The organism is Oceanisphaera arctica (genome assembly GCF_002936955.1).
Lineage (GTDB): Bacteria > Pseudomonadota > Gammaproteobacteria > Enterobacterales > Aeromonadaceae > Oceanimonas > Oceanimonas arctica.
Genome location: NZ_MPZM01000016.1, coordinates 35975 through 54283, shown reverse-complemented (window position 1 = coordinate 54283; position 18309 = coordinate 35975). Strand labels below are relative to the sequence as shown.

The 18309-nt window shown below is 58.0% G+C and carries 13 protein-coding genes, 4 tRNA genes and 1 pseudogene; 12 read left to right on the top strand and 6 right to left on the bottom strand.

Annotation, left to right across the window (positions count from 1 at the left end):
* The first annotated feature begins 50 nt into the window (after nucleotides 1-50).
* Complete coding sequence (gene glxR, locus UN63_RS09270; RefSeq protein ID WP_104486479.1) at nucleotides 51-938, top strand: 2-hydroxy-3-oxopropionate reductase; 888 nt, start codon at nucleotides 51-53, stop codon at nucleotides 936-938.
* Nucleotides 939-1116: 178 nt separating this feature from the next.
* On the top strand, nucleotides 1117-2385 hold the full coding sequence (locus tag UN63_RS09265; RefSeq protein WP_104486478.1) for a glycerate kinase type-2 family protein: 1269 nt from the start codon (nucleotides 1117-1119) through the stop codon (nucleotides 2383-2385).
* 151 nt (nucleotides 2386-2536) lie between these two features.
* Here UN63_RS09265 and UN63_RS16955 read toward each other — a convergent pair whose 3' ends face one another.
* Nucleotides 2537-3334 carry a hypothetical protein gene (locus UN63_RS16955; protein ID WP_146084731.1) on the bottom strand — a complete coding sequence of 266 codons (798 nt, stop codon included), beginning with the start codon at nucleotides 3332-3334 and terminating at the stop codon, nucleotides 2537-2539.
* A gap of 335 nt (nucleotides 3335-3669) precedes the next feature.
* Between UN63_RS16955 and UN63_RS09250 the strand changes: the two genes are divergently transcribed.
* Nucleotides 3670-4782 (top strand): carboxynorspermidine decarboxylase, encoded by a 1113-nt coding sequence (locus tag UN63_RS09250; RefSeq protein ID WP_229793482.1) that lies wholly within the window; start codon nucleotides 3670-3672, stop codon nucleotides 4780-4782.
* Nucleotides 4783-4834: 52 nt separating this feature from the next.
* Nucleotides 4835-6073, top strand: a complete 1239-nt coding sequence (locus UN63_RS09245) for a saccharopine dehydrogenase family protein (protein WP_104486475.1) — start codon at nucleotides 4835-4837, stop codon at nucleotides 6071-6073.
* Nucleotides 6074-6460: 387 nt separating this feature from the next.
* On the opposite strand, the gene UN63_RS09240 is transcribed toward UN63_RS09245, so the two are convergent.
* The 5 genes from UN63_RS09240 to UN63_RS09220 form a co-directional block, all read right to left on the bottom strand.
* Nucleotides 6461-7273, bottom strand: coding sequence for an IclR family transcriptional regulator (locus tag UN63_RS09240; protein ID WP_104486474.1), 813 nt, complete (start codon nucleotides 7271-7273; stop codon nucleotides 6461-6463).
* 169 nt (nucleotides 7274-7442) lie between these two features.
* A tRNA-Pro gene (locus UN63_RS09235) sits at nucleotides 7443-7519 on the bottom strand.
* Between the two features lie 64 nt (nucleotides 7520-7583).
* Nucleotides 7584-7669, bottom strand: a tRNA-Leu gene (locus UN63_RS09230).
* Between the two features lie 34 nt (nucleotides 7670-7703).
* Nucleotides 7704-7779, bottom strand: a tRNA-His gene (locus tag UN63_RS09225).
* Nucleotides 7780-7807: 28 nt separating this feature from the next.
* Nucleotides 7808-7884 (bottom strand) — tRNA-Arg (locus UN63_RS09220).
* 228 nt (nucleotides 7885-8112) lie between these two features.
* On the opposite strand from UN63_RS09220, the gene UN63_RS09215 reads away from it, so the two are divergent.
* The 8 genes and pseudogenes from UN63_RS09215 (at nucleotide 8113) to pssA (ending at nucleotide 18218) form a co-directional block, all read left to right on the top strand.
* Entirely contained in the window at nucleotides 8113-8679 is a 567-nt protein-coding gene (locus UN63_RS09215) for a TetR/AcrR family transcriptional regulator (RefSeq protein WP_104486473.1), read from the top strand.
* A gap of 29 nt (nucleotides 8680-8708) precedes the next feature.
* A complete protein-coding gene (locus tag UN63_RS09210; protein ID WP_104486472.1) occupies nucleotides 8709-9839 on the top strand; it encodes an efflux RND transporter periplasmic adaptor subunit in 1131 nt (376 codons plus the stop codon).
* Between the two features lie 12 nt (nucleotides 9840-9851).
* Nucleotides 9852-12929 carry a multidrug efflux RND transporter permease subunit gene (locus UN63_RS09205; protein ID WP_104486471.1) on the top strand — a complete coding sequence of 1026 codons (3078 nt, stop codon included), beginning with the start codon at nucleotides 9852-9854 and terminating at the stop codon, nucleotides 12927-12929.
* A gap of 354 nt (nucleotides 12930-13283) precedes the next feature.
* On the top strand, nucleotides 13284-13484 hold the full coding sequence (locus tag UN63_RS09200; RefSeq protein WP_104486470.1) for a hypothetical protein: 201 nt from the start codon (nucleotides 13284-13286) through the stop codon (nucleotides 13482-13484).
* A gap of 99 nt (nucleotides 13485-13583) precedes the next feature.
* Nucleotides 13584-14498, top strand: coding sequence for a DMT family transporter (locus UN63_RS09195; RefSeq protein WP_104486469.1), 915 nt, complete (start codon nucleotides 13584-13586; stop codon nucleotides 14496-14498).
* A gap of 161 nt (nucleotides 14499-14659) precedes the next feature.
* Nucleotides 14660-14884 (top strand): annotated as a pseudogene (locus tag UN63_RS17305) (GntR family transcriptional regulator); the annotation flags it as partial.
* A 28-nt stretch (nucleotides 14885-14912) separates the two neighbouring features.
* The gene (locus UN63_RS09185) at nucleotides 14913-16703 is read left to right on the top strand and encodes an aminopeptidase P family protein (protein ID WP_104486468.1); all 1791 of its coding nucleotides are present in this window, start codon (nucleotides 14913-14915) and stop codon (nucleotides 16701-16703) included.
* A 165-nt stretch (nucleotides 16704-16868) separates the two neighbouring features.
* A complete protein-coding gene (pssA, locus tag UN63_RS09180; protein WP_104486467.1) occupies nucleotides 16869-18218 on the top strand; it encodes a CDP-diacylglycerol--serine O-phosphatidyltransferase in 1350 nt (449 codons plus the stop codon).
* Nucleotides 18219-18309: the final 91 nt, after the last annotated feature.

The following is an 18309-nucleotide window of genomic DNA, read 5'->3' as shown; positions in this document are numbered from 1 at the left end:
TTTCTCCTGGCGTCGGTACTGCCGGCGCCGCAAGACAAGAGGAAAAGAACATGAAAATAGGTTTCATCGGTACCGGTATCATGGGCAAGCCCATGGCGCAGAACCTGCAAAAAGCGGGTCACACCCTGTATTTCTCCGAGCATTACAACAAGGCTCCGGCCGACTTGCTGGGTGACAACGGCATTGCTCTGGCAAACCCTGCCGCCGTGGCTACGGCCGCCGAGATCATCATCACCATGGTGCCCGATACCCCTCAGGTTGAAGAAGTGCTGTTCGGTGAAAACGGCGTAGCCGAAGGCCTGTCTGCCGGCAAGATCGTCGTCGACATGTCTTCCATCTCTCCGATCGCCACCAAAGTTATCGCCAAGCGCGTTAACGAAACTGGCGCAGACTACCTGGACGCTCCGGTATCCGGCGGCGAAGTGGGTGCGATCAACGCAGCCCTGACCATCATGGTCGGTGGCGAGCAGTCCGTATTCGACAAGGTCAAGCCGCTGTTCGACCTGATGGGCAAGAACATCACCCTGGTGGGCGGTAACGGTGACGGTCAGACTACTAAAGTAGCTAACCAAATCATTGTTGCCCTGAACATCGAAGCCGTTGCCGAAGCGCTGGTATTTGCTTCTAAAGCCGGTGCCGATCCTGCCAAGGTGCGTGAAGCACTGATGGGCGGTTTCGCTTCTTCCAAGATCCTGGAAGTGCACGGCGAGCGTATGGTCAAGGGTACCTTCAACCCGGGCTTCCGTATTGCACTGCATCAGAAAGATCTGAACCTGGCCCTGACTGGCGCCCGTGAACTGGGTATTTCTCTGCCCAACACCGCCGGTGCTCAGGAACTGTTCAACACCTGTAACGCTCTGGGCGGTGCTGGTTGGGATCACTCCGGCATGGTTAAAGCGCTGGAGCACCTGGCCAACCACAACATCCGGGGCGAATAAGCCTTTACCGGTTCGCGACTTTCAGGCTTCAGTCGCGGACCGGTCTGAATCGGGGCAGGCATCGGCAAGCGCAGACTTTCACTCAGGGGGCTTTGTGTCAGATCTTGATTGCCGGTGTGCTGCCCCACCTATTCATAAGCCTTAAATAAAGACAGCCGTTTTTTCAGGAGTATTTGCAATGGATATCCACCCCAAGGAGTTGTTACAGCAGTTATTCGACAGCGCCGTTGCCGCCGCCCTGCCCAAGGGTAACCTGGCCGAATACCTGCCCAAGAATACTCGTCAAAAAGCCGTTGTCATCGGTGCCGGCAAAGCCGCCGCATCCATGGCCGCCGAACTGGACGCCATCTGGGAAGGCGAATTGTCCGGTCTGGTGGTGACCCGCTACGATCACGGCGCGCCCTGTGAGCGCATCGAAATCATCGAAGCCGCCCATCCGGTACCGGATGATGCCGGTGAGCGCGTGGGTCGTCGCATGCTGGAACTGGTGTCCGCCCTCGGCGAAGACGATCTGGTGATCTGCCTGCTATCTGGCGGCGGTTCTTCATTGCTGAGCCTGCCTGCACCGGGTCTGACCCTGTCCGACAAGCAATCCATCAACAAGGCGCTGCTCAAGTCCGGTGCCGCCATCGATGAAATGAACTGTGTGCGCAAGCACCTGTCCGGCATCAAGGGTGGCCGCCTGGCCGCCGCCACCTATCCGGCCCGTCTGATTGCCCTCGGCATCTCCGACGTACCCGGCGACGAGCCGACCGTGATCGCCTCAGGCCCCACAGTGGCAGACCCAACCACCTCTGCTCAGGCTCAGGCTATTCTCGACAGCTACGGCATCGAAGTGGGCGAGCACGTGCGCAGCTGGCTGCAGAACCCGGAGTCCGAAACCGTCAAGCCCGGCGACGTACGCCTGAGTAAGGCCGAGTTCCACATGATTGCCACCCCGCAAGATGCATTGGACGCGGCAGCCGCCAAAGCTCGCGAGCTCAACATCACCCCGCTGGTGCTGGGTGACTGCATCGAAGGTGAATCCCGCGAAGTGGCCAAGGTACATGCCGCCATCGCTAAGCAGATTATCAAGTGTGGCCAGCCTATTCCGGCGCCCTGCGTGATTTTGTCCGGCGGTGAAACCACGGTGACCATCAAGGGTAACGGCCGTGGCGGACGCAACAGCGAATTCATGCTGAGCCTGTTTAACGAGCTCAAGGGTCAGCCCGGCGTCTACGCCCTGGCCGCCGACACCGACGGCATCGACGGCGTGGAAGACAACGCCGGTGCCATCATAGGCCCCGAGCTGTACGCCCAGGCCGAACAGGCCGGACTGAAAGCAGAAGAATATCTGGCCAACAACGACAGCTACTCTTTCTTCTATCAGCTGAACGCCCTGGTAGAAACCGGCCCGACCCGTACCAACGTCAACGACTTCCGGGCCATTCTGGTGCTGCCAAAGTAATTCAGATTAGTCCAAATAATGACCGCCGACTTCAGGGGCGGCTAAGCCATTAATCCTCACCGATAAACAATAAAAGCACCTTCTAGGTGCTTTTATTGTTTTCAACATATGGCTGACGTCGTCGGCCATGATCGGTTTGCACTGACGCCAACTAATCCAACCCCAGCAACGCCTTCAGTCCATCCACCACCTTAGCCGTCACCGGCTTATTGGCGGCGGCGTCCAGAGCTTCGGCTTCGGTCTGCTCGGCATATTCCAGCGATTGCTCTACCTCCACATGTCGGGCTTCGAGCCCGGCAATCTGCCCCTCAAGCGTCTCGAGATCGGTCTTGGTATAAAGTGCCGCATCCAGTTGCTCGTACAGCTCCCGGTTGAGGGCATCAAGATCCTGCTGATAAGCGGGTAAATTCGGATCCAAGGCCGCTAGCTCGGTTTGCAGTTCGATAATTCGCTGCTCGACCTTCTCGGGATCCACTTCCTGCAATCGGTCTCGATGGTAGTTCAGCTCGGCCATTTCCGCGTCGATAGCGGCCAGTTCGCCACTGAGCTCACGGCCTTCCAACACCGCCTGCTCATAGCGGGCAATCAAGCCAACCCTGGAGTGCGGGTTGGCCTTAGCGCGGGCATTGGCGGAGGCATGGCCGGCATTCAGGCCACCCATTGCACTGGCCAAGGAGCCGTGATGATGGCCGAAAGACTTGCCTCTGGCTGAATGTTCGGACTGGTGCTGCCGCCCGGAATTGTCATGACCATGTCCGGCATCGGTACCATGGCCGCCGTGATTTCCGCTGCCGCTATTATTGCCGTTGCCATTATCTCCCCCCGCTTTCGCATAGACAGTGCCGCCCGTATCAAGGCCGGTAACCGAATCCAGCAGGGGAAGTGTAAGCAGCAGGCTCGCCGCCAGTGTTATTCCACCCAACCCCGGATAGTATTTTGTTATCTTCATTGTCTGACCTCCTCCCTGAGTGCACAGTAAGTCAAACAGCTGGATCAGGTTTTCGCCAGTATTTTGGAGTCAATAAAGGGCTTGGCAGGATCTATTCGAACCTGCAGCCGACTGTAATGGCGTAAGCCATCGCCAATGTGAACAAGACTAAAGACGGCAAACAGTGCTCCGGCCCGGTTTGCCGCCTGCCTCTATGCCATACCGGACCACACTACAAGCAAATTGAAATTGCAACCATGGCACTTTTTTGCTCGAAGCATCCCCCCCTTTCCACTATAATCACGCGCTTTAAATTTCCCGAGCTTTGGCCGGGCGGTTAAACCGAGTAAGAGGGTATGACTCAGGTGATTAAGACGCCGTACTATCTCATCGACAAAAGCAAGCTGCTGCGCAACATGGAGAAGATCGCCTATGTGCGCGAACACTCCGGCGCCAAGGCGCTGCTCGCTCTGAAATGTTTTGCCACCTGGTCGGTTTTCGATCTGATGAGCCAATACATGGACGGCACCACTTCGTCCTCCCTCAACGAGGTCAAACTCGGCAAACTCAAGTTTGGCGGTGAAACCCACGCCTACAGTGTGGCCTATGCCGACGACGAAATAGCGGAAGTGCTGGCTCACTCCGACAAGATTATTTTCAACTCTGTTGGCCAGCTCGAACGCTTCGCCGACGCCTCCGCCAGCCATGTCCGTGGCCTGCGCCTGAACCCCGGCGTATCCAGCTCCGAATTTCTGATTGCCGACCCCTCCCGCCCCTTCAGCCGTCTGGGTGAGTGGGACGCGGACAATGTGGCCACCGTCATCGACCGGATCTCCGGCTTCATGATCCACAACAACTGCGAGAACAGCGACTTTGCCCTGTTCGACCAGATGCTGGGCGAAATAGAAGACAAATTCGGCAGCCTGCTGGAACATCCCCAGATCAGCTGGGTCAGCCTCGGCGGCGGCATTCACTTTACCGGCGACGACTATCCGCTGGATCAGTTCTGCGACCGGCTCAAGGCATTCTCCGAGCGCTACGGCGTGCAGGTCTTCCTCGAGCCCGGCGAGGCCTCCATCACCATGAGCACCTCGCTCGAGGTGACGGTGCTCGACACCCTCTATAACGGCAAGCAGCTGGCGATAGTGGACAGCTCCATCGAGGCCCACATGCTCGATCTGCTGATCTATCGCGAGTCCGCCAAAATGGCGCCCAACGAGGGTGAGCTAGAATACATGGTATGCGGCAAGTCTTGCCTGGCCGGCGATATCTTCGGTGAATTCAGGTTCGAGCGCGAGCTCAAGGTCGGTGACCGACTGTCCTTTATCGACGCCGCCGGCTATACCATGGTCAAGAAAAACTGGTTCAATGGCGTCAAGATGCCCGCCATTGCCGTACGTGAGCTCGATGGCAGCGTGACGCTGGTCAAGGAGTTCACGTTCGACGACTTTGTAAGCAGCCTCTCCTGAGGCATGGAGTAACCCCAACAAAGCCTTTCCAAGGAGGCTCCAGAGGAAAAAAATGAAGAAAAACGTTCTGATTATTGGTGCCGGTGGTGTATCCCAGGTTGTCGCACACAAGTGCGCTCAACATAACGATGTTCTGGGTAACATCCATATCGCCTCGCGTACTGTCGAGAAATGTCAGCAAATCGTCGACAGCGTGCGGGAAAAGGGCAGCCTCAAGGTTGCCGGTGAATTGCAAGCCCATGCCCTGGATGCGCTCGATATCGAAGCCACCAAGGCGTTGATTGACAAAACACAGTCGCAGATGGTGATCAATGTCGGATCGGCTTTCATCAATATGTCGGTGCTGCAGGCCTGTATCGAGACCGGCGCCGCCTATCTGGATACCGCCATTCACGAAGACCCGACCAAGATCTGCGAAACGCCGCCCTGGTACGCCAACTACGAGTGGAAGCGCAAGCAACTGTGTGCCGACAACGGCATTACCGCCATTCTCGGTGCCGGCTTCGATCCGGGTGTGGTCAACTCCTATGCCGCAGTAGCGGCAAACGAGTACTTCGACAGCGTTGATTCCATCGACATCATCGACATCAATGCCGGCAGCCACGGCCGCTACTTTGCCACCAACTTCGATCCGGAAATCAACTTCCGCGAGTTCACCGGTCGGGTCTGGTCCTGGCAGAACAGCGAGTGGGTGCAGAACCAGATGTTCGAAGTGAAGCGCACCGACGATCTGCCGGTAGTAGGCAGCCAGACCAGCTACATGACCGGTCACGACGAAGTGCATTCCCTGTCTCAGAACCTGAATGTACCCAACGTGCGTTTCTGGATGGGCTTTGGCGAGCACTACATCAACGTGTTCACCGTGCTGAAGAATCTGGGTTTGCTGTCCGAACAGCCGGTGAAAACCGCCGAGGGCCTGGAAGTGGTGCCGCTCAAGGTAGTCAAGGCCGTGCTGCCCGACCCCTCTTCTCTGGCTCCCGACTACAGCGGCAAGACCTGCATCGGTGATCTGGTCAAGGGCAAGAAAGACGGCAAGGATAAAGAAGTCTTTATCTATAACGTGGCCGACCATGCCGACGCCTATTCCGAAGTGGGTAGTCAGGGCATTTCCTACACCGCCGGTGTTCCGCCGGTGGCCGCCGCCATCTTGATCGCCACCGGCGAGTGGGATGTGAAGCACATGGCCAACGTGGAACAGCTGCCGCCCAAGCCGTTCATCAACCTGCTCAACGAAATGGGCCTGCCGACCCGTATCAAGGACGAGCAAGGCGATCGCGCCCTGAGCTTCTAAGCTCCAGAGCCCGATAATAAAAAAGGCCAGTCCACCGGACTGGCCTTTTTTGATCGGACAGGAAAAAGCGGTAAGCCGTAAGCGAAAAACACACCAACACAGCAACCCCTCCCTAGCCCTCCCCTTGCGTTGCACTTCGGCGTTATTCTGCAAACCCGAATAAAGGGGAGGGAACAGGTTGGAGAATGACGCAGGATCTAGAGTCATCGCCTGAACGGCCCCTCCCCCTTGGCAGCGGGAACACAGAATCACTGCGGATTGTCGCCAGGGGGAGGCGGGGTGGGGTGTAGCTTTGGGCTACACCACAATCTGCAAACAAAGAGAAATTACCCGGCAGAACGCAGGCCTGCGCTCATGACGGTTTCACTTATGGCTTACCGCTGCTGTTCAGGGTGCCTTGCCGCCGATAGCGTGGGTTACTTCCCGGGCGGCGTCCATCACCAGAGTGCTGAGCTGGGATAGCTGTTCCCGCTTCACCCGTACCGCCGGGCCGGAAATGGAAATGGCGGCGACCGCTTCACCGTATTCGTTATAGATATTGGCGGCGATGCAACGCAAACCCTCGAACTGCTCTTCATCATCCAGCGAATAACCCTGCCGATGGATCTTGCCCAGTTCCTGCTCAAACTGCTCGTAACTGGTGATGGTATGCTCGGTAAAGGCGGTCAGCTCGGTTTGCCTGATCAGCCCCATCGCTTCTTTCGGCGGTATCACCGACAGCAAGGCCTTGCCCACGCCGGAGGCGTGCAGCGGCGAGCTGCTGCCCAACGACACCACCATGCGCATGGTCTGGGGTGATTCCACCTGCCCCACATAGACGACCCTGTCCTGCTCCAGTATCGCCAGGTTGGAGGTTTCTCCCGTTTCTGCCACCAGCCGCTTCATGAAGGGCCGGGACTGGGCAATCACATCGCGCTTCTTGAGGTAGGCGTTGCCGATCGAAAAGGCATTGACGCCGATGCTCCACAGGCCCTGGCTTTCATCCACATCCACAAAGTCGTGGCTGCGCAGGCTGTTGAGCAGGCGGTGCGCTGTAGAAGGTGCCAACCCCAGGCTGCCGGCCACTTCGGTCAGCGACATGCCCATATCGGACGCCGCCAATCGCTCCAGCAGCAGCAGGGCACGAGAAAGAGACTGCACCTGAGTGGCACTGCCCGATTTGGTGGTTTTCGGTTTTTTATGTTTTATTTCTTCGGCCATGAATAAACCATGATCTGCGAGACTTGGCTGTCATTGTATGGTTATTCGGCCTCTAAGTCCTGCTTGTGTTTGAAAGCAGTGAGGCGTGAATGGTGAGGGGAGATGCTTGGCGCTGTTTTGGTGAATTGCAGACGAAAAAAAGCCAGCTACGAGAGCTGGCTTTTTAAATTGGTCGGCGTTGCAGGATTCGAACCTGCGACCCTCTGGTCCCAAACCAGATGCGCTACCAAGCTGCGCTAAACGCCGATGTCTTACTTTTAACTCTGTGCATTGTACTTATTTTAAGAACAATTACAACCTATTGAAGCAGTGGTGCGAAGGGGGGGACTTGAACCCCCACATCCATAGGACACTAACACCTGAAGCTAGCGCGTCTACCAATTCCGCCACCCTCGCATTTTTCTACTGCTTCCAGACCTTGGCCTGAAACTGGGGTGACCGACGGGGCTCGAACCCGCGACAACTGGAATCACAATCCAGGACTCTACCAACTGAGCTACGGTCACCATTTTCAATTCATCGTCCAATACCAGATGGCGCGCCCGACAGGATTCGAACCTGTGACCTCTGCCTCCGGAGGGCAGCGCTCTATCCAGCTGAGCTACGGGCGCTCTACATTGGGACGCCGCGAATACTAAGACCCGACCCCTTTCTTGTCCAGCATTTTTTCACAATAAACCACCAAGTGGTTGTTTTGTCGACAAAGCGCTGTTTTTTTTGGCTAGACTGGCCTTAGGCGCCCCGGCGGGCGATTGACTTATAGATGAAAAGACTTAAAATTCACGAAATGAATGAACGTTCATTCATTAGTCATCTCATACTGAAAGGCCGGTCACCTCATGCCAGATAAACGTGAACGTATTTTAGCTGCAGCAGAAACCCTGATTGCGCATGGTGGTTTTCATGGCATATCGATGCAGCTGGTGGCCAAACACGCCAACGTCGCTACCGGCACCATCTATCGATATTTTGCCGACAAAGAAACCCTGCTGCGCTGCGTGCATGAAGAACGACTGATCGAGGTGTCGGCGGCGATACTGCAGAACGTCAATACTAAAGAGCCGAGCTACGAACAGTTTCAAAAGTTATGGCTTAACACCATGCACTATCTGCAGGCCAATCCGGACAGTCTCTGTTACCGGGTGCAGTATGAGGCTTCTCCCTTGTTTGACCGGGAAGAAGAGCGACAGAGGGACGAACGTTACTTCAAACCGGTTTTCGAATTCTTTGAACATGGTCGCGAAGCCGGGTTATTTCGAGACATGCCGGCTGAGCTGCTTGGCTTTCTGGCGCTCGAAAACCTGATGCTGCTGTCGCAGAAATGCACCAAGGGCTGTATCGAGCTCGATGAACACCTTTATCAGCAGCTGCTCGATGCCAGCTGGAACGCCATTCTTAAACGTTAATTCTTAATAAAAGTTGCGGGAGTAATCTGATGAAAAAATGGACTCTGTCCATGTTGTTGCTGGTGGTCGTCATCTTCGGCAGCGTCATAGGCTTCAATCTGTTCAAACAGAAAATGATGGCGCAATATTTTGCCAACATGCCGGTACCCAGTTTTCCGGTGACTGTGGAAGAAGTCACCCCCACCGACTGGACGCCACGCATTGCCGCCATCGGTTTTATCGAGCCTATTCAGGGCATCAACGTCAGTAACGAGGCGGCCGGCATAGTACGCGTGATTCACTTCGAGTCGGGCCAGCAGGTCACCACCGGCGATATTCTGCTGGAACTGGACGCGGATGTGGAAAAAGCCAACCTGCGCAGCACCGAGGGTCGCTTGCCTGCAGTAAAGGCCAACCTGGAACGGATGCGCCAGCTGTTTGCCCGCGGCTCCGTCTCCAAGGGCCAGCTGGATGAAGCCCAGGCCAGCTATCAGGAGCTTCTGGGGCAGGTTGACTCGCTCAAGGCCACCATAGCGCGACGCACCATTCGCGCACCTTTCGACGGTGTCATGGGTATCCGCAACGCCTTTCTCGGTCAGTACCTGAATGCCGGTACCGATATTGCCCGACTGGAAGACATCAGCCAGTTCCGCATTCGCTTTACCATTCCCCAGACCCGCATTGCCGATATCAAGGTCGGTCAGGCACTGAACATCTTCGTCGATGCCTACCCGGAAACCCCGTTTGAGGGCGAGATCACTGCCATCGAACCTCAGGTTAATCCGGAGTCTGGCGTGGTGCAGGTACAGGCCAGCATCCCGAATAAACAAGGCACACTACGCTCCGGCATGTTCGCCAAGCTGGATGTGCAACTGCCGACCCAAACCGGGCAGATACTGGTGCCTCAGCACGCCATCAACTTCACCCTCTACGGCCAGACCGTATATGTAGTGGAAGAAGAGCAGGCAGAAGGAAAGGAAGAGGGGAAAACCGTGCTGGTCGCCAGACAACGAGTGGTGGAAGTCGCCGAACGGGAGGACGAGTTTGCCCGAGTGGTCAAGGGCCTGAAGCCGGGCGAAACCATAGTGACCTCGGGTCAGGTACGCCTGTCTAACGGCAGCCATGTGAAGCCGGTGGAAGACGACGCGCTGGCCACGCCTGAATCAGCCCCCCAGCTGTAAGCGGAGAATTCGATGCGTTTTACCGATATCTTTATCAAACGGCCGGTACTGGCCATCTCGATCAGCCTGCTGATCGTGCTGCTGGGGCTGCAAGCCCTGCAGAAAATGCAGGTACGTGAATACCCCGAAATGACCAACACCGTCATCACCGTCAGTACCGGTTATTTTGGCGCCAGCGCCGAGCTGATCCAGGGCTTTATTACCCAACCGCTGGAGCAGGCCATCGCCCAGGCCGACAACATCGACTTCATGAGCTCCAGCAGCAGCAACGGTCGTTCCAGCATTACCGTACAGATGAAGCTGAACACCGACTCCAACGCCGCGCTGTCGGATATTCTGGCGCGGGTCAACTCGGTGCGTTCCCAGCTGCCGCGTGAGTCGGAAGACCCCAGCCTGGAGATGACCACGGGGGCCTCCACCTCCATCATGTACATCGCCTTCAGCAGTGAGGAGTTGAACGCCCCCCAGATCAACGATTATCTGGAGCGAGTGATACGGCCCCAGTTCTACTCCGTGGACGGGGTGGCCAAGATCAACCTGTTCGGTGGTGCCAAGTTCGCGCTGCGTATCTGGCTGGATCCGCTGCGCATGGCCGCCCATCAGCTGACTGCGCCCGAGGTGTTGTCGGTACTGCAGACCAATAACTATCAGGCAGCATCCGGTCAGGCGACCGGCTATTTCATGCTGTATAACAGCGACATCAATACCCAGATAGAAAACGCAGAGCAGCTGGAATCGCTGGTGGTTGCCACCCGTGACGATGCCGTAGTGCGGCTGCGCGATATCGCTCAGGTCTCGCTGGAAAAAAGCCACGATGTGGTGCGCGCCCTTGCCGACGGCGAGTCGGCGGTCATCATAGGTGTGGATCCGACCCCGTCCGCCAACCCGCTGACCGTGGCGGACAATGTGCGTGAGATGCTGCCCAGCCTCGAACGCAACATGCCCGACACCATCAAGATGAAACTGCTGTACGACGCCACCGACGCCATCAACGAGTCCATCAGTGAGGTAATCAAGACTATCCTCGAAGCCTCGCTGATCGTTATCATCGTCATCACCCTGTTCCTGGGCTCGCTGCGCGCCGTGCTGATCCCCATCGTCACCATACCGCTGTCGCTGGTTGGGGTGGCGATTCTGATGAGCTTTTTCGGCTTCAGTATCAACCTGATGACGCTGCTGGCCATGGTACTGGCCATCGGCCTGGTGGTGGATGACGCCATAGTAGTAGTGGAAAACGTCGACCGGCACATCAAGGCCGGCGAGTCACCTTACCGGGCCGCCATTATCGGCACCCGGGAAATCGCCGTGCCGGTCATTACCATGACCATCACACTGGCAGCTGTGTATGCGCCCATCGCGCTGATGAGCGGTATTACCGGCTCCCTGTTCAAGGAGTTTGCCCTGACCCTGGCCGGGGCCGTGTTCATCTCAGGCATAGTGGCTCTGACCCTGTCGCCGATGATGTGCTCCAAGCTACTCAAGCCGCACGATAATCCCAACCGCTTCGAGCGCGGTGTGGAAAACACCCTGGACAAAATTACCGACAGCTATGCCCGCATGCTGGATTCGGTGCTGGCCAGGCGCCCCGTGGTGATCGCCTTCGCGGTGCTGGTGTTCGGCTCCATGCCGGTGCTGTTCGGCTTTATTCCCAGCGAGCTGGCACCGAGTGAAGACAAGGGCGCCTTCCTGATGATGGCCAAGGCCCCCAACTCCGCCAACCTCGACTATATCGAAAACAACATGCGCAAGGCGGTGGAGGTACTCAACAAGGAAGAGGGCCTCGCCACCTCCCTGACCATTGCCGGTGTGCCCAATGCCAACCAGGGTCTGGCCGTGGCCGTGCTCAAGCCCTGGAGTCAGCGCGACAGCCAGAAGACGGTGATCGAGCGTGTAACGCCGCCGCTGCAGGCCATTCCCGCCGTAGCCATCAGCGCCTTCGGGTTTCCCGAGTTGCCCGGTGCTTCCAGCGGTCTGCCGGTACAGTACGTGCTGACCACCCCCAGCAGCTTCGAGAGCCTCTATTCAGTAGCGGCCGAGGTGCTGGGCAAGGTAAGCCAAAGCCCGCTGTTCGTGTACAGCGAGCTGGACCTGGCGTTCGACTCGGGCACCATGAAAATCAAGGTCAACCGGGACAAGGCCGGCGCCTATGGCGTGACCATGCAGGACATCGCCATTACCCTGTCGACCATGATGAGTGACGGCTATGTCAACCGGGTGGATCTGGACGGCCGCAGTTACGAGGTGATCCCCCAGGTGTTCCGCAAGGACCGACTCAACCCGGACTCCATCAAGGATTACTATGTGCGCGCCCACAACGGTGACATGGTGCCGCTGGCCAACCTGGTGTCCATCACCATGGAAGCTCAGCCCCGCTCCCTGCCCCATTTTAACCAGCTGAACTCGGCCACCATAGGTGCCGTACTGACACCGGGCGTGTCGATGGGCGATGCCATCAACTTCCTGGAGCAGGACGTCACCGCCCAGCTGCCCAACGGCTACAACCATGACTACCTGGGTGCCGCTCGTCAGTTTGTGACCGAGGGCAATGCCCTGTACATGACCTTCCTGCTGGCGCTGTTCATCATCTTCCTGGTGCTGGCGTCCCAGTTCGAGAGTGTGCGAGACCCCCTGGTGATCATGGTCTCGGTGCCGCTGGCCATTTCCGGCGCCCTGATTGCTCTGGCCTGGGGGCTGGCGACCATGAACATCTACACCCAGGTGGGATTGATCACCCTGGTGGGCATCATTACCAAGCACGGTATTCTGATGTGTGAGGTGGCCAAGGAGGAGCAGCTGCACCGCGGGCTGAACCGTACCGATGCCATCCGGGTGGCCGCGCGCATTCGTCTGCGCGCCATTCTGATGACCACGGCGGCCATGGTGGCCGGTCTGATTCCGCTGCTGTTCGCCGTGGGTGCCGGTGCCGTCTCCCGCTTCGGCATGGGTATCGTCATCGTCTCGGGCCTGAGCATAGGTACCTTGTTTACCTTGTTCGTGCTGCCGGTGATCTACACCTTCCTGGCTTCACGGCACAAGCCGCTGCCGGTGTTTGATGAAGACCAGGCACCCAAGACGCTGGAAAGTCATTAATCCCGTCTCGGGGTAATGAAGTGAATCGAAGGGCTGCATCGTGCAGCCCTTTCTTTATTTATGCTCACCCAACTAAATATCTGGTCAGGATTTTGGCCTGCACCCCAGAGGCAACACAGCCGCCTCCCACGACACGCTACGAGTACATCCATGTCACGGTCATGAGAGGCCATCTCTGTTACCTCTTTCTGAACTCCGGGTGACCCGAAGGCGGCGTCACAAGAATGTGCTCGAAGCGAGTCGTCGGAGCGGGCCCTTTGGCCGATATGCAACGCTGGACGAGGTTATTGGTAATTGGCCCTGATCTTAATCCAATTGGTATAGACTGACCTTTTCACACCGGAGGGAACCGTTATGTTGCTGTGGATACTGTTGCTGGGGCTGGCCATCGGCCTGGTATTGCTGCTGGTGCATCAGGGCCGGACTCAAGGCGAGATCGATGACCGAGTGCAGGAACTGGAAGCGGAAAACCGGCGGCTGTGCGAACGAGTCAACACCCTGGAAAAACTGCTGCTGGAAAAAGAAAAGAGTCGTCCCTTCGAGGAATTGGAATAACCGTGACGCCGGCCCCTTGCCCATCGCCCCCCGGCTTTCTACACTACCCCCCCTCTCGCACGGGTTGATAACCTTTAATAACAAACAGTTGATAACAATATGAAAGATCAGAAAAAAGCCTACCTGTTTGGACTGGGGGCCGTGGCCTGCTGGTCTACCGTGGCCACCGCCTTCAAGCTGTCGCTCGGTTACTTTTCTCCGGCCCAACTGTTGCTGGTGGCCACCATCAGTTCGTTGCTGCTGCTGCTCGGCATGCTGGCATGGCAGGGTAAGCTGACCTATCTGGCGCGCTATTTTCACGCCCGCCCCGGCTATTATCTGCTGCTGGGGCTGATCAATCCGACCCTCTATTATCTGGTGCTGTTTCAGGCCTACGACCGGTTGCCGGCCCAGCAGGCGCAAACGCTCAACTACACCTGGGCCATCACCCTGACTCTGCTGGCGGTACCCTTTCTCGGTCAGAAAATCCGCAAACAGGACTGGATAGCCATAGTGCTCGGCTACCTCGGCGCCATGGTGATCGCCACCAAAGGCGACCTGCTCAGCCTGGACTTCGAGGATCCGCTGGGGGTCGCGCTGGCCCTGTTTTCCACCCTGCTCTGGGCCGGTTACTGGATTTTGAGTGCACGCAACCAGGACGATCCGCTGGTGGCGCTGACCCTGAGTTTTCTGCTGGCGCTGCCGCTGGTGGTGCTGGCCACGGCGCTGTGGTCCGACTTTGAACTCACCGCCTGGCAGGGCTGGGTCGGCGCCATCTATGTAGGCATGTTCGAGATGGGCTTCGCCTTCGTGATGTGGCTGCTGGCCATGCGCTATGCGGAAAACACCGCCCGCATCTCCAACCTGATTTTCATTTCGCCCTTCGCCTCGCTGTTGCTGCTGCGTTTTCTGGTGGGCGAAGAAATCTACCCCGCCACCCTGGTCGGGCTGTCGATGATAGTGGCGGCGCTGTTGATCCAGCAGCTGAAAGTAGGGGCCAAAAGGCCCCATGAGCAGGGGTCGGGAACATCCTGACCCGGGTCTCAATGGCCCCGTTTGCCAACCGTATCAAGGCAGAGTAGAGTGACTCCATCGCAAACCGTATACGATTTCAGATGAGCCGAACGCCTTACAAAACCCTGACCCAGTCGGTGGTCGAAACGCTTCGCGCCCTCATCCTCAAAGGCGAATTCGGCGCCGGAGCCCCCCAGCGTCAGGACACCCTGGCGCTGGTGGATCAGATCAACCTGAGCTGTGACCGCTATATACAGCTGGAGCTGCTTCATTCCCGCCAGGGCATCATTACCGCCGAGCGGGAACACACCCGACTGCTGACACTGTGCCGGTAACGGCGCAAATTTGAAGCCGCCGCCCTGTTGAAACAGCATATCGAATCGGCGGGCCAGTCCATCAAGCAACTAACTGCTTACTTCTCGCTAAGGAGACACCATGACGCATGCCTCTCGCCTCTCTGCCGTGCGCAACAGCATGGCACAACAGGGTCTGAACGCTTTTATCGTGCCCCACGACGACGAACACCTGGGCGAATACATTCCCCCCTATGCCGAGCGGCTGGACTGGATCAGCGGCTTCAACGGCTCTGCCGGCGCCGCCGTGGTGCTGGCCGACAAGGCTGCCGTGTTCGTGGATGGGCGCTACACGGTTCAGGTGCGTCATCAGTGTGATCCCGCGCTGTTTGAATATCACCACCTGATTGCCGAACCTTATCTGGACTGGCTGCTCGCCGAGCTGGCGCCCGGCAGCCGGGTAGGCTTCGATCCCCGGTTGCACAGCCATCACTGGCACAAAAATGCCGAGACCCGGCTGGCCGCCAACAGCATTACTCTGGTGCCGGTGACGGAAAACCTGATTGATCTGCACTGGCACGACCGTCCGGTACCGGGCTGCCACCCCGCCTTGCTGCTCGACCAGGAATACAGCGGCCAGCACAGCGAGGCCAAGCGCAGCCGCATTGCCGATACCCTGGCCGCCGGCAAGATCAATGCCCAGCTGCTGACTCAGGCCGAGCCCATCAACTGGCTGCTGAACATTCGCGGCCGGGATATCGACTGCCTGCCGGTGGTACTGAGCTTCGCCCTGTTGCACCAGAATGGCGCCGTGCAGCTGTTTGCAGATCCGGCCAAATTCGAAGGCCTCGACCTGCAGCTTCACTGCGGCCAGAATGTGACTCTGGCGCCCGTCGGCAAGCTGGAAGCCGCCCTGCAGACCCTGGGTGAACAAGGTGCCCGGGTACAACTGGACCCGCACACCGCCAACGCCTGGAGCACCCTGATGCTGAGCCAGTCCGGGGCCAAGCTGGTGTTTGCCGAAGATCCCTGCATGCTGCCCAAGGCCTGCAAGAACCCGGTGGAAGTGAACGGCAGCCGCGCAGCTCATCTGCGCGATGGCGCCGCCGTGTGCCGTTTTCTGGCCTGGCTGGATCGCCGGGTAACCGAGCCGAATCCCGAGCAGGAAGACGAAGGCACCCTGGCCGACCGACTGGCGGCCTTCCGCCAGCAAAACCCGGAATTTGTGGAGCCCAGCTTCAACACCATATCGGCGCTGGGGCCCAATGCCGCCATGTGTCATTACCACCACGACAACGGCACCCCGCGCGCCTTGGGTCAGGACGCCATCTATCTGGTGGACTCCGGCGGACAGTATCTGGACGGCACCACCGACATTACCCGCACCATCGCCGTCGACCAGCCGGACGACGAGATGCGCAAACTGTTCACCCTGGTGCTACGCGGCCATATCGACCTGGCCTGCGCCCGCTTCCCCTCCGGTACCGGCGGCCTGCAGCTGGACGCCCTGGCCCGCATGCCCCTGTGGCAACAGGGTTACAACTTCGACCACGGCACCGGCCACGGCGTGGGTCATTACCTCAGCGTGCACGAAGGGCCGCAGCGCATTTCGCCCAAGGGCAGCATGGTGCCGCTGACCACCGGCATGATCGTCTCCAACGAGCCCGGTTATTACCGCGAAGATGGTTTCGGCATTCGCTGCGAAAACCTGCAGGTGGTACAGCCCGCCGACACCGACGGAGAGCTTCCGGTATTCGAGTTCGAGACCCTGACCTTGGTGCCCTTCGATACCAGGCTGGTTGATGTCGACTGGCTCGAACCCAAACATGTCCAGTGGCTGAATCACTACCACAAGACGGTATGGGAGCGGATCAGCCCGCAGCTGAGCGGCGATGATCTGACCTGGCTGGAGCAAGCCACCCGACCGTTGTAGGGTGAACGGCGGGGACTTGGGACTTGGGATTGGGGACGCTTCCCTAATCCCCAATCTCTAATCCCCGCACTAATTTGCTGCCCCTCCCCAAAATTCGGTAAACTGCTCCGAATCTTGTCGTGCGAGTATGGTCTTGCACGGCAGTCTTATTAACCGGGTCTATCTATGCCACTAGCCAATGACTACCGCGCCTTGCTGGAACGACTGCCCACACTGGCGGTGAATGCCGATCAGGTGCAGGTGCTGCACTCAGCCCGCAGCTTCAAGCAACGGTTGCTGGAACTGATCGCCACCGCGCATACCCGCATCTATCTGGCGGCGCTTTACCTGCAAGACGATGATGCCGGCCGTGAAATTCTGACCGCCCTCTATGAGGCCAAACAGGCCCGCCCCGGCCTGGATATCTGTCTGTTCGTCGACTTTCACCGGGCCCAGCGTGGCCTGATTGGCCATCAGGGCCAGGGTGGAAACCACCAGATGTATCAGGAATTTGCCGCCCGTTATCCGCAGCCTATCGCCATTTACGGTGTTCCGGTCAAGGGACGTGAGGTATTGGGCGTGTTGCACCTCAAAGGCTTCGTGTTCGACGATACCCTGCTTTATTCCGGCGCCAGCCTCAACGATATCTACCTGCATCAACAGGATCGCTATCGCTTCGATCGCTATCACCAGTTTACCGACGCCAGGCTGGCGGACACCATGATCGACTACATGGACCGGCTCTTTACCGATAACCCGGCGGTGCCCTTGCTGACGGCAGACTCCATCCCCAGTGCCCGTCAGCTGCGCCATGTTATTCGCCCGTTCAAACAGCATATGAAGCGTAACCGCTACGAGTTCGAGGCCATGCCACGCCGGGCGGGTCAGGTGGCGGTCACCCCCCTGGCTGGGCTGGGCAAACTCGGCAACCGGCTCAACCGCGCCATTCGTAACCTGCTGCGTAGCCCGCGAGAAAAGCTGTTTATCTGCACGCCCTACTTCAATCTGCCCAAGCCCCTGGCCAAGGATATTCGTGGCCTGCTGAAAAAAGGGATCGAAGTCACCCTGGTGATCGGCGACAAGACCGCCAACGACTTTTATATTCCACCGGAACAGCCATTTCGTACCATCGGCGGCCTGCCTTATCTGTACGAAACCAACCTGCGCCGCTTTGCTCGCGCCCATCAGACCGATATCTATCAGGGCAAGCTCAACATCATGCTGTGGCATCACGACCGCAACTCCTACCATCTCAAGGGGCTGTTCGTGGATGATGATCTGGCGTTGATTACCGGCAACAACCTCAACCCCCGCGCCTGGGGCCTGGATCTGGAAAACGGCCTGCTGCTGCAGGATCCGGATCGGCTGCTGCAGGACGAGTTCGAGGCAGAAAAAGCCAATATCCTCGAACATTGCCAACGCCTGGGGCACTTCTCCGAAATCGAAGAGCTCTGTGATTACCCTGCCCCGGTGCAAAAACTGCTCAAACGGGTACAGCGCACCCGCGCCAACGTGCTGCTCAAGCGGCTGCTGTAAAATTAGGGATTAGGGATTAGGGATTAGGGATTAGGGATTAGGGACTGGGGACTGGGGACTGGGGACTGGGGACTGGCCAGTCCCCAGTCCC

What these genes read in the sequence shown, in the direction of transcription:
- glxR (WP_104486479.1), top strand. Translation starts at nt 51, where the DNA reads ATGAAAATAGGTTTCATCGGTACCGGTATCATGGGCAAGCCCATGGCG.
- UN63_RS09265 (WP_104486478.1), top strand. Translation starts at nt 1,117, where the DNA reads ATGGATATCCACCCCAAGGAGTTGTTACAGCAGTTATTCGACAGCGCC.
- UN63_RS16955 (WP_146084731.1), bottom strand. Translation starts at nt 3,334, where the DNA reads ATGAAGATAACAAAATACTATCCGGGGTTGGGTGGAATAACACTGGCG.
- UN63_RS09250 (WP_229793482.1), top strand. Translation starts at nt 3,670, where the DNA reads ATGACTCAGGTGATTAAGACGCCGTACTATCTCATCGACAAAAGCAAG.
- UN63_RS09245 (WP_104486475.1), top strand. Translation starts at nt 4,835, where the DNA reads ATGAAGAAAAACGTTCTGATTATTGGTGCCGGTGGTGTATCCCAGGTT.
- UN63_RS09240 (WP_104486474.1), bottom strand. Translation starts at nt 7,273, where the DNA reads ATGGCCGAAGAAATAAAACATAAAAAACCGAAAACCACCAAATCGGGC.
- UN63_RS09215 (WP_104486473.1), top strand. Translation starts at nt 8,113, where the DNA reads ATGCCAGATAAACGTGAACGTATTTTAGCTGCAGCAGAAACCCTGATT.
- UN63_RS09210 (WP_104486472.1), top strand. Translation starts at nt 8,709, where the DNA reads ATGAAAAAATGGACTCTGTCCATGTTGTTGCTGGTGGTCGTCATCTTC.
- UN63_RS09205 (WP_104486471.1), top strand. Translation starts at nt 9,852, where the DNA reads ATGCGTTTTACCGATATCTTTATCAAACGGCCGGTACTGGCCATCTCG.
- UN63_RS09200 (WP_104486470.1), top strand. Translation starts at nt 13,284, where the DNA reads ATGTTGCTGTGGATACTGTTGCTGGGGCTGGCCATCGGCCTGGTATTG.
- UN63_RS09195 (WP_104486469.1), top strand. Translation starts at nt 13,584, where the DNA reads ATGAAAGATCAGAAAAAAGCCTACCTGTTTGGACTGGGGGCCGTGGCC.
- UN63_RS09185 (WP_104486468.1), top strand. Translation starts at nt 14,913, where the DNA reads ATGACGCATGCCTCTCGCCTCTCTGCCGTGCGCAACAGCATGGCACAA.
- pssA (WP_104486467.1), top strand. Translation starts at nt 16,869, where the DNA reads ATGCCACTAGCCAATGACTACCGCGCCTTGCTGGAACGACTGCCCACA.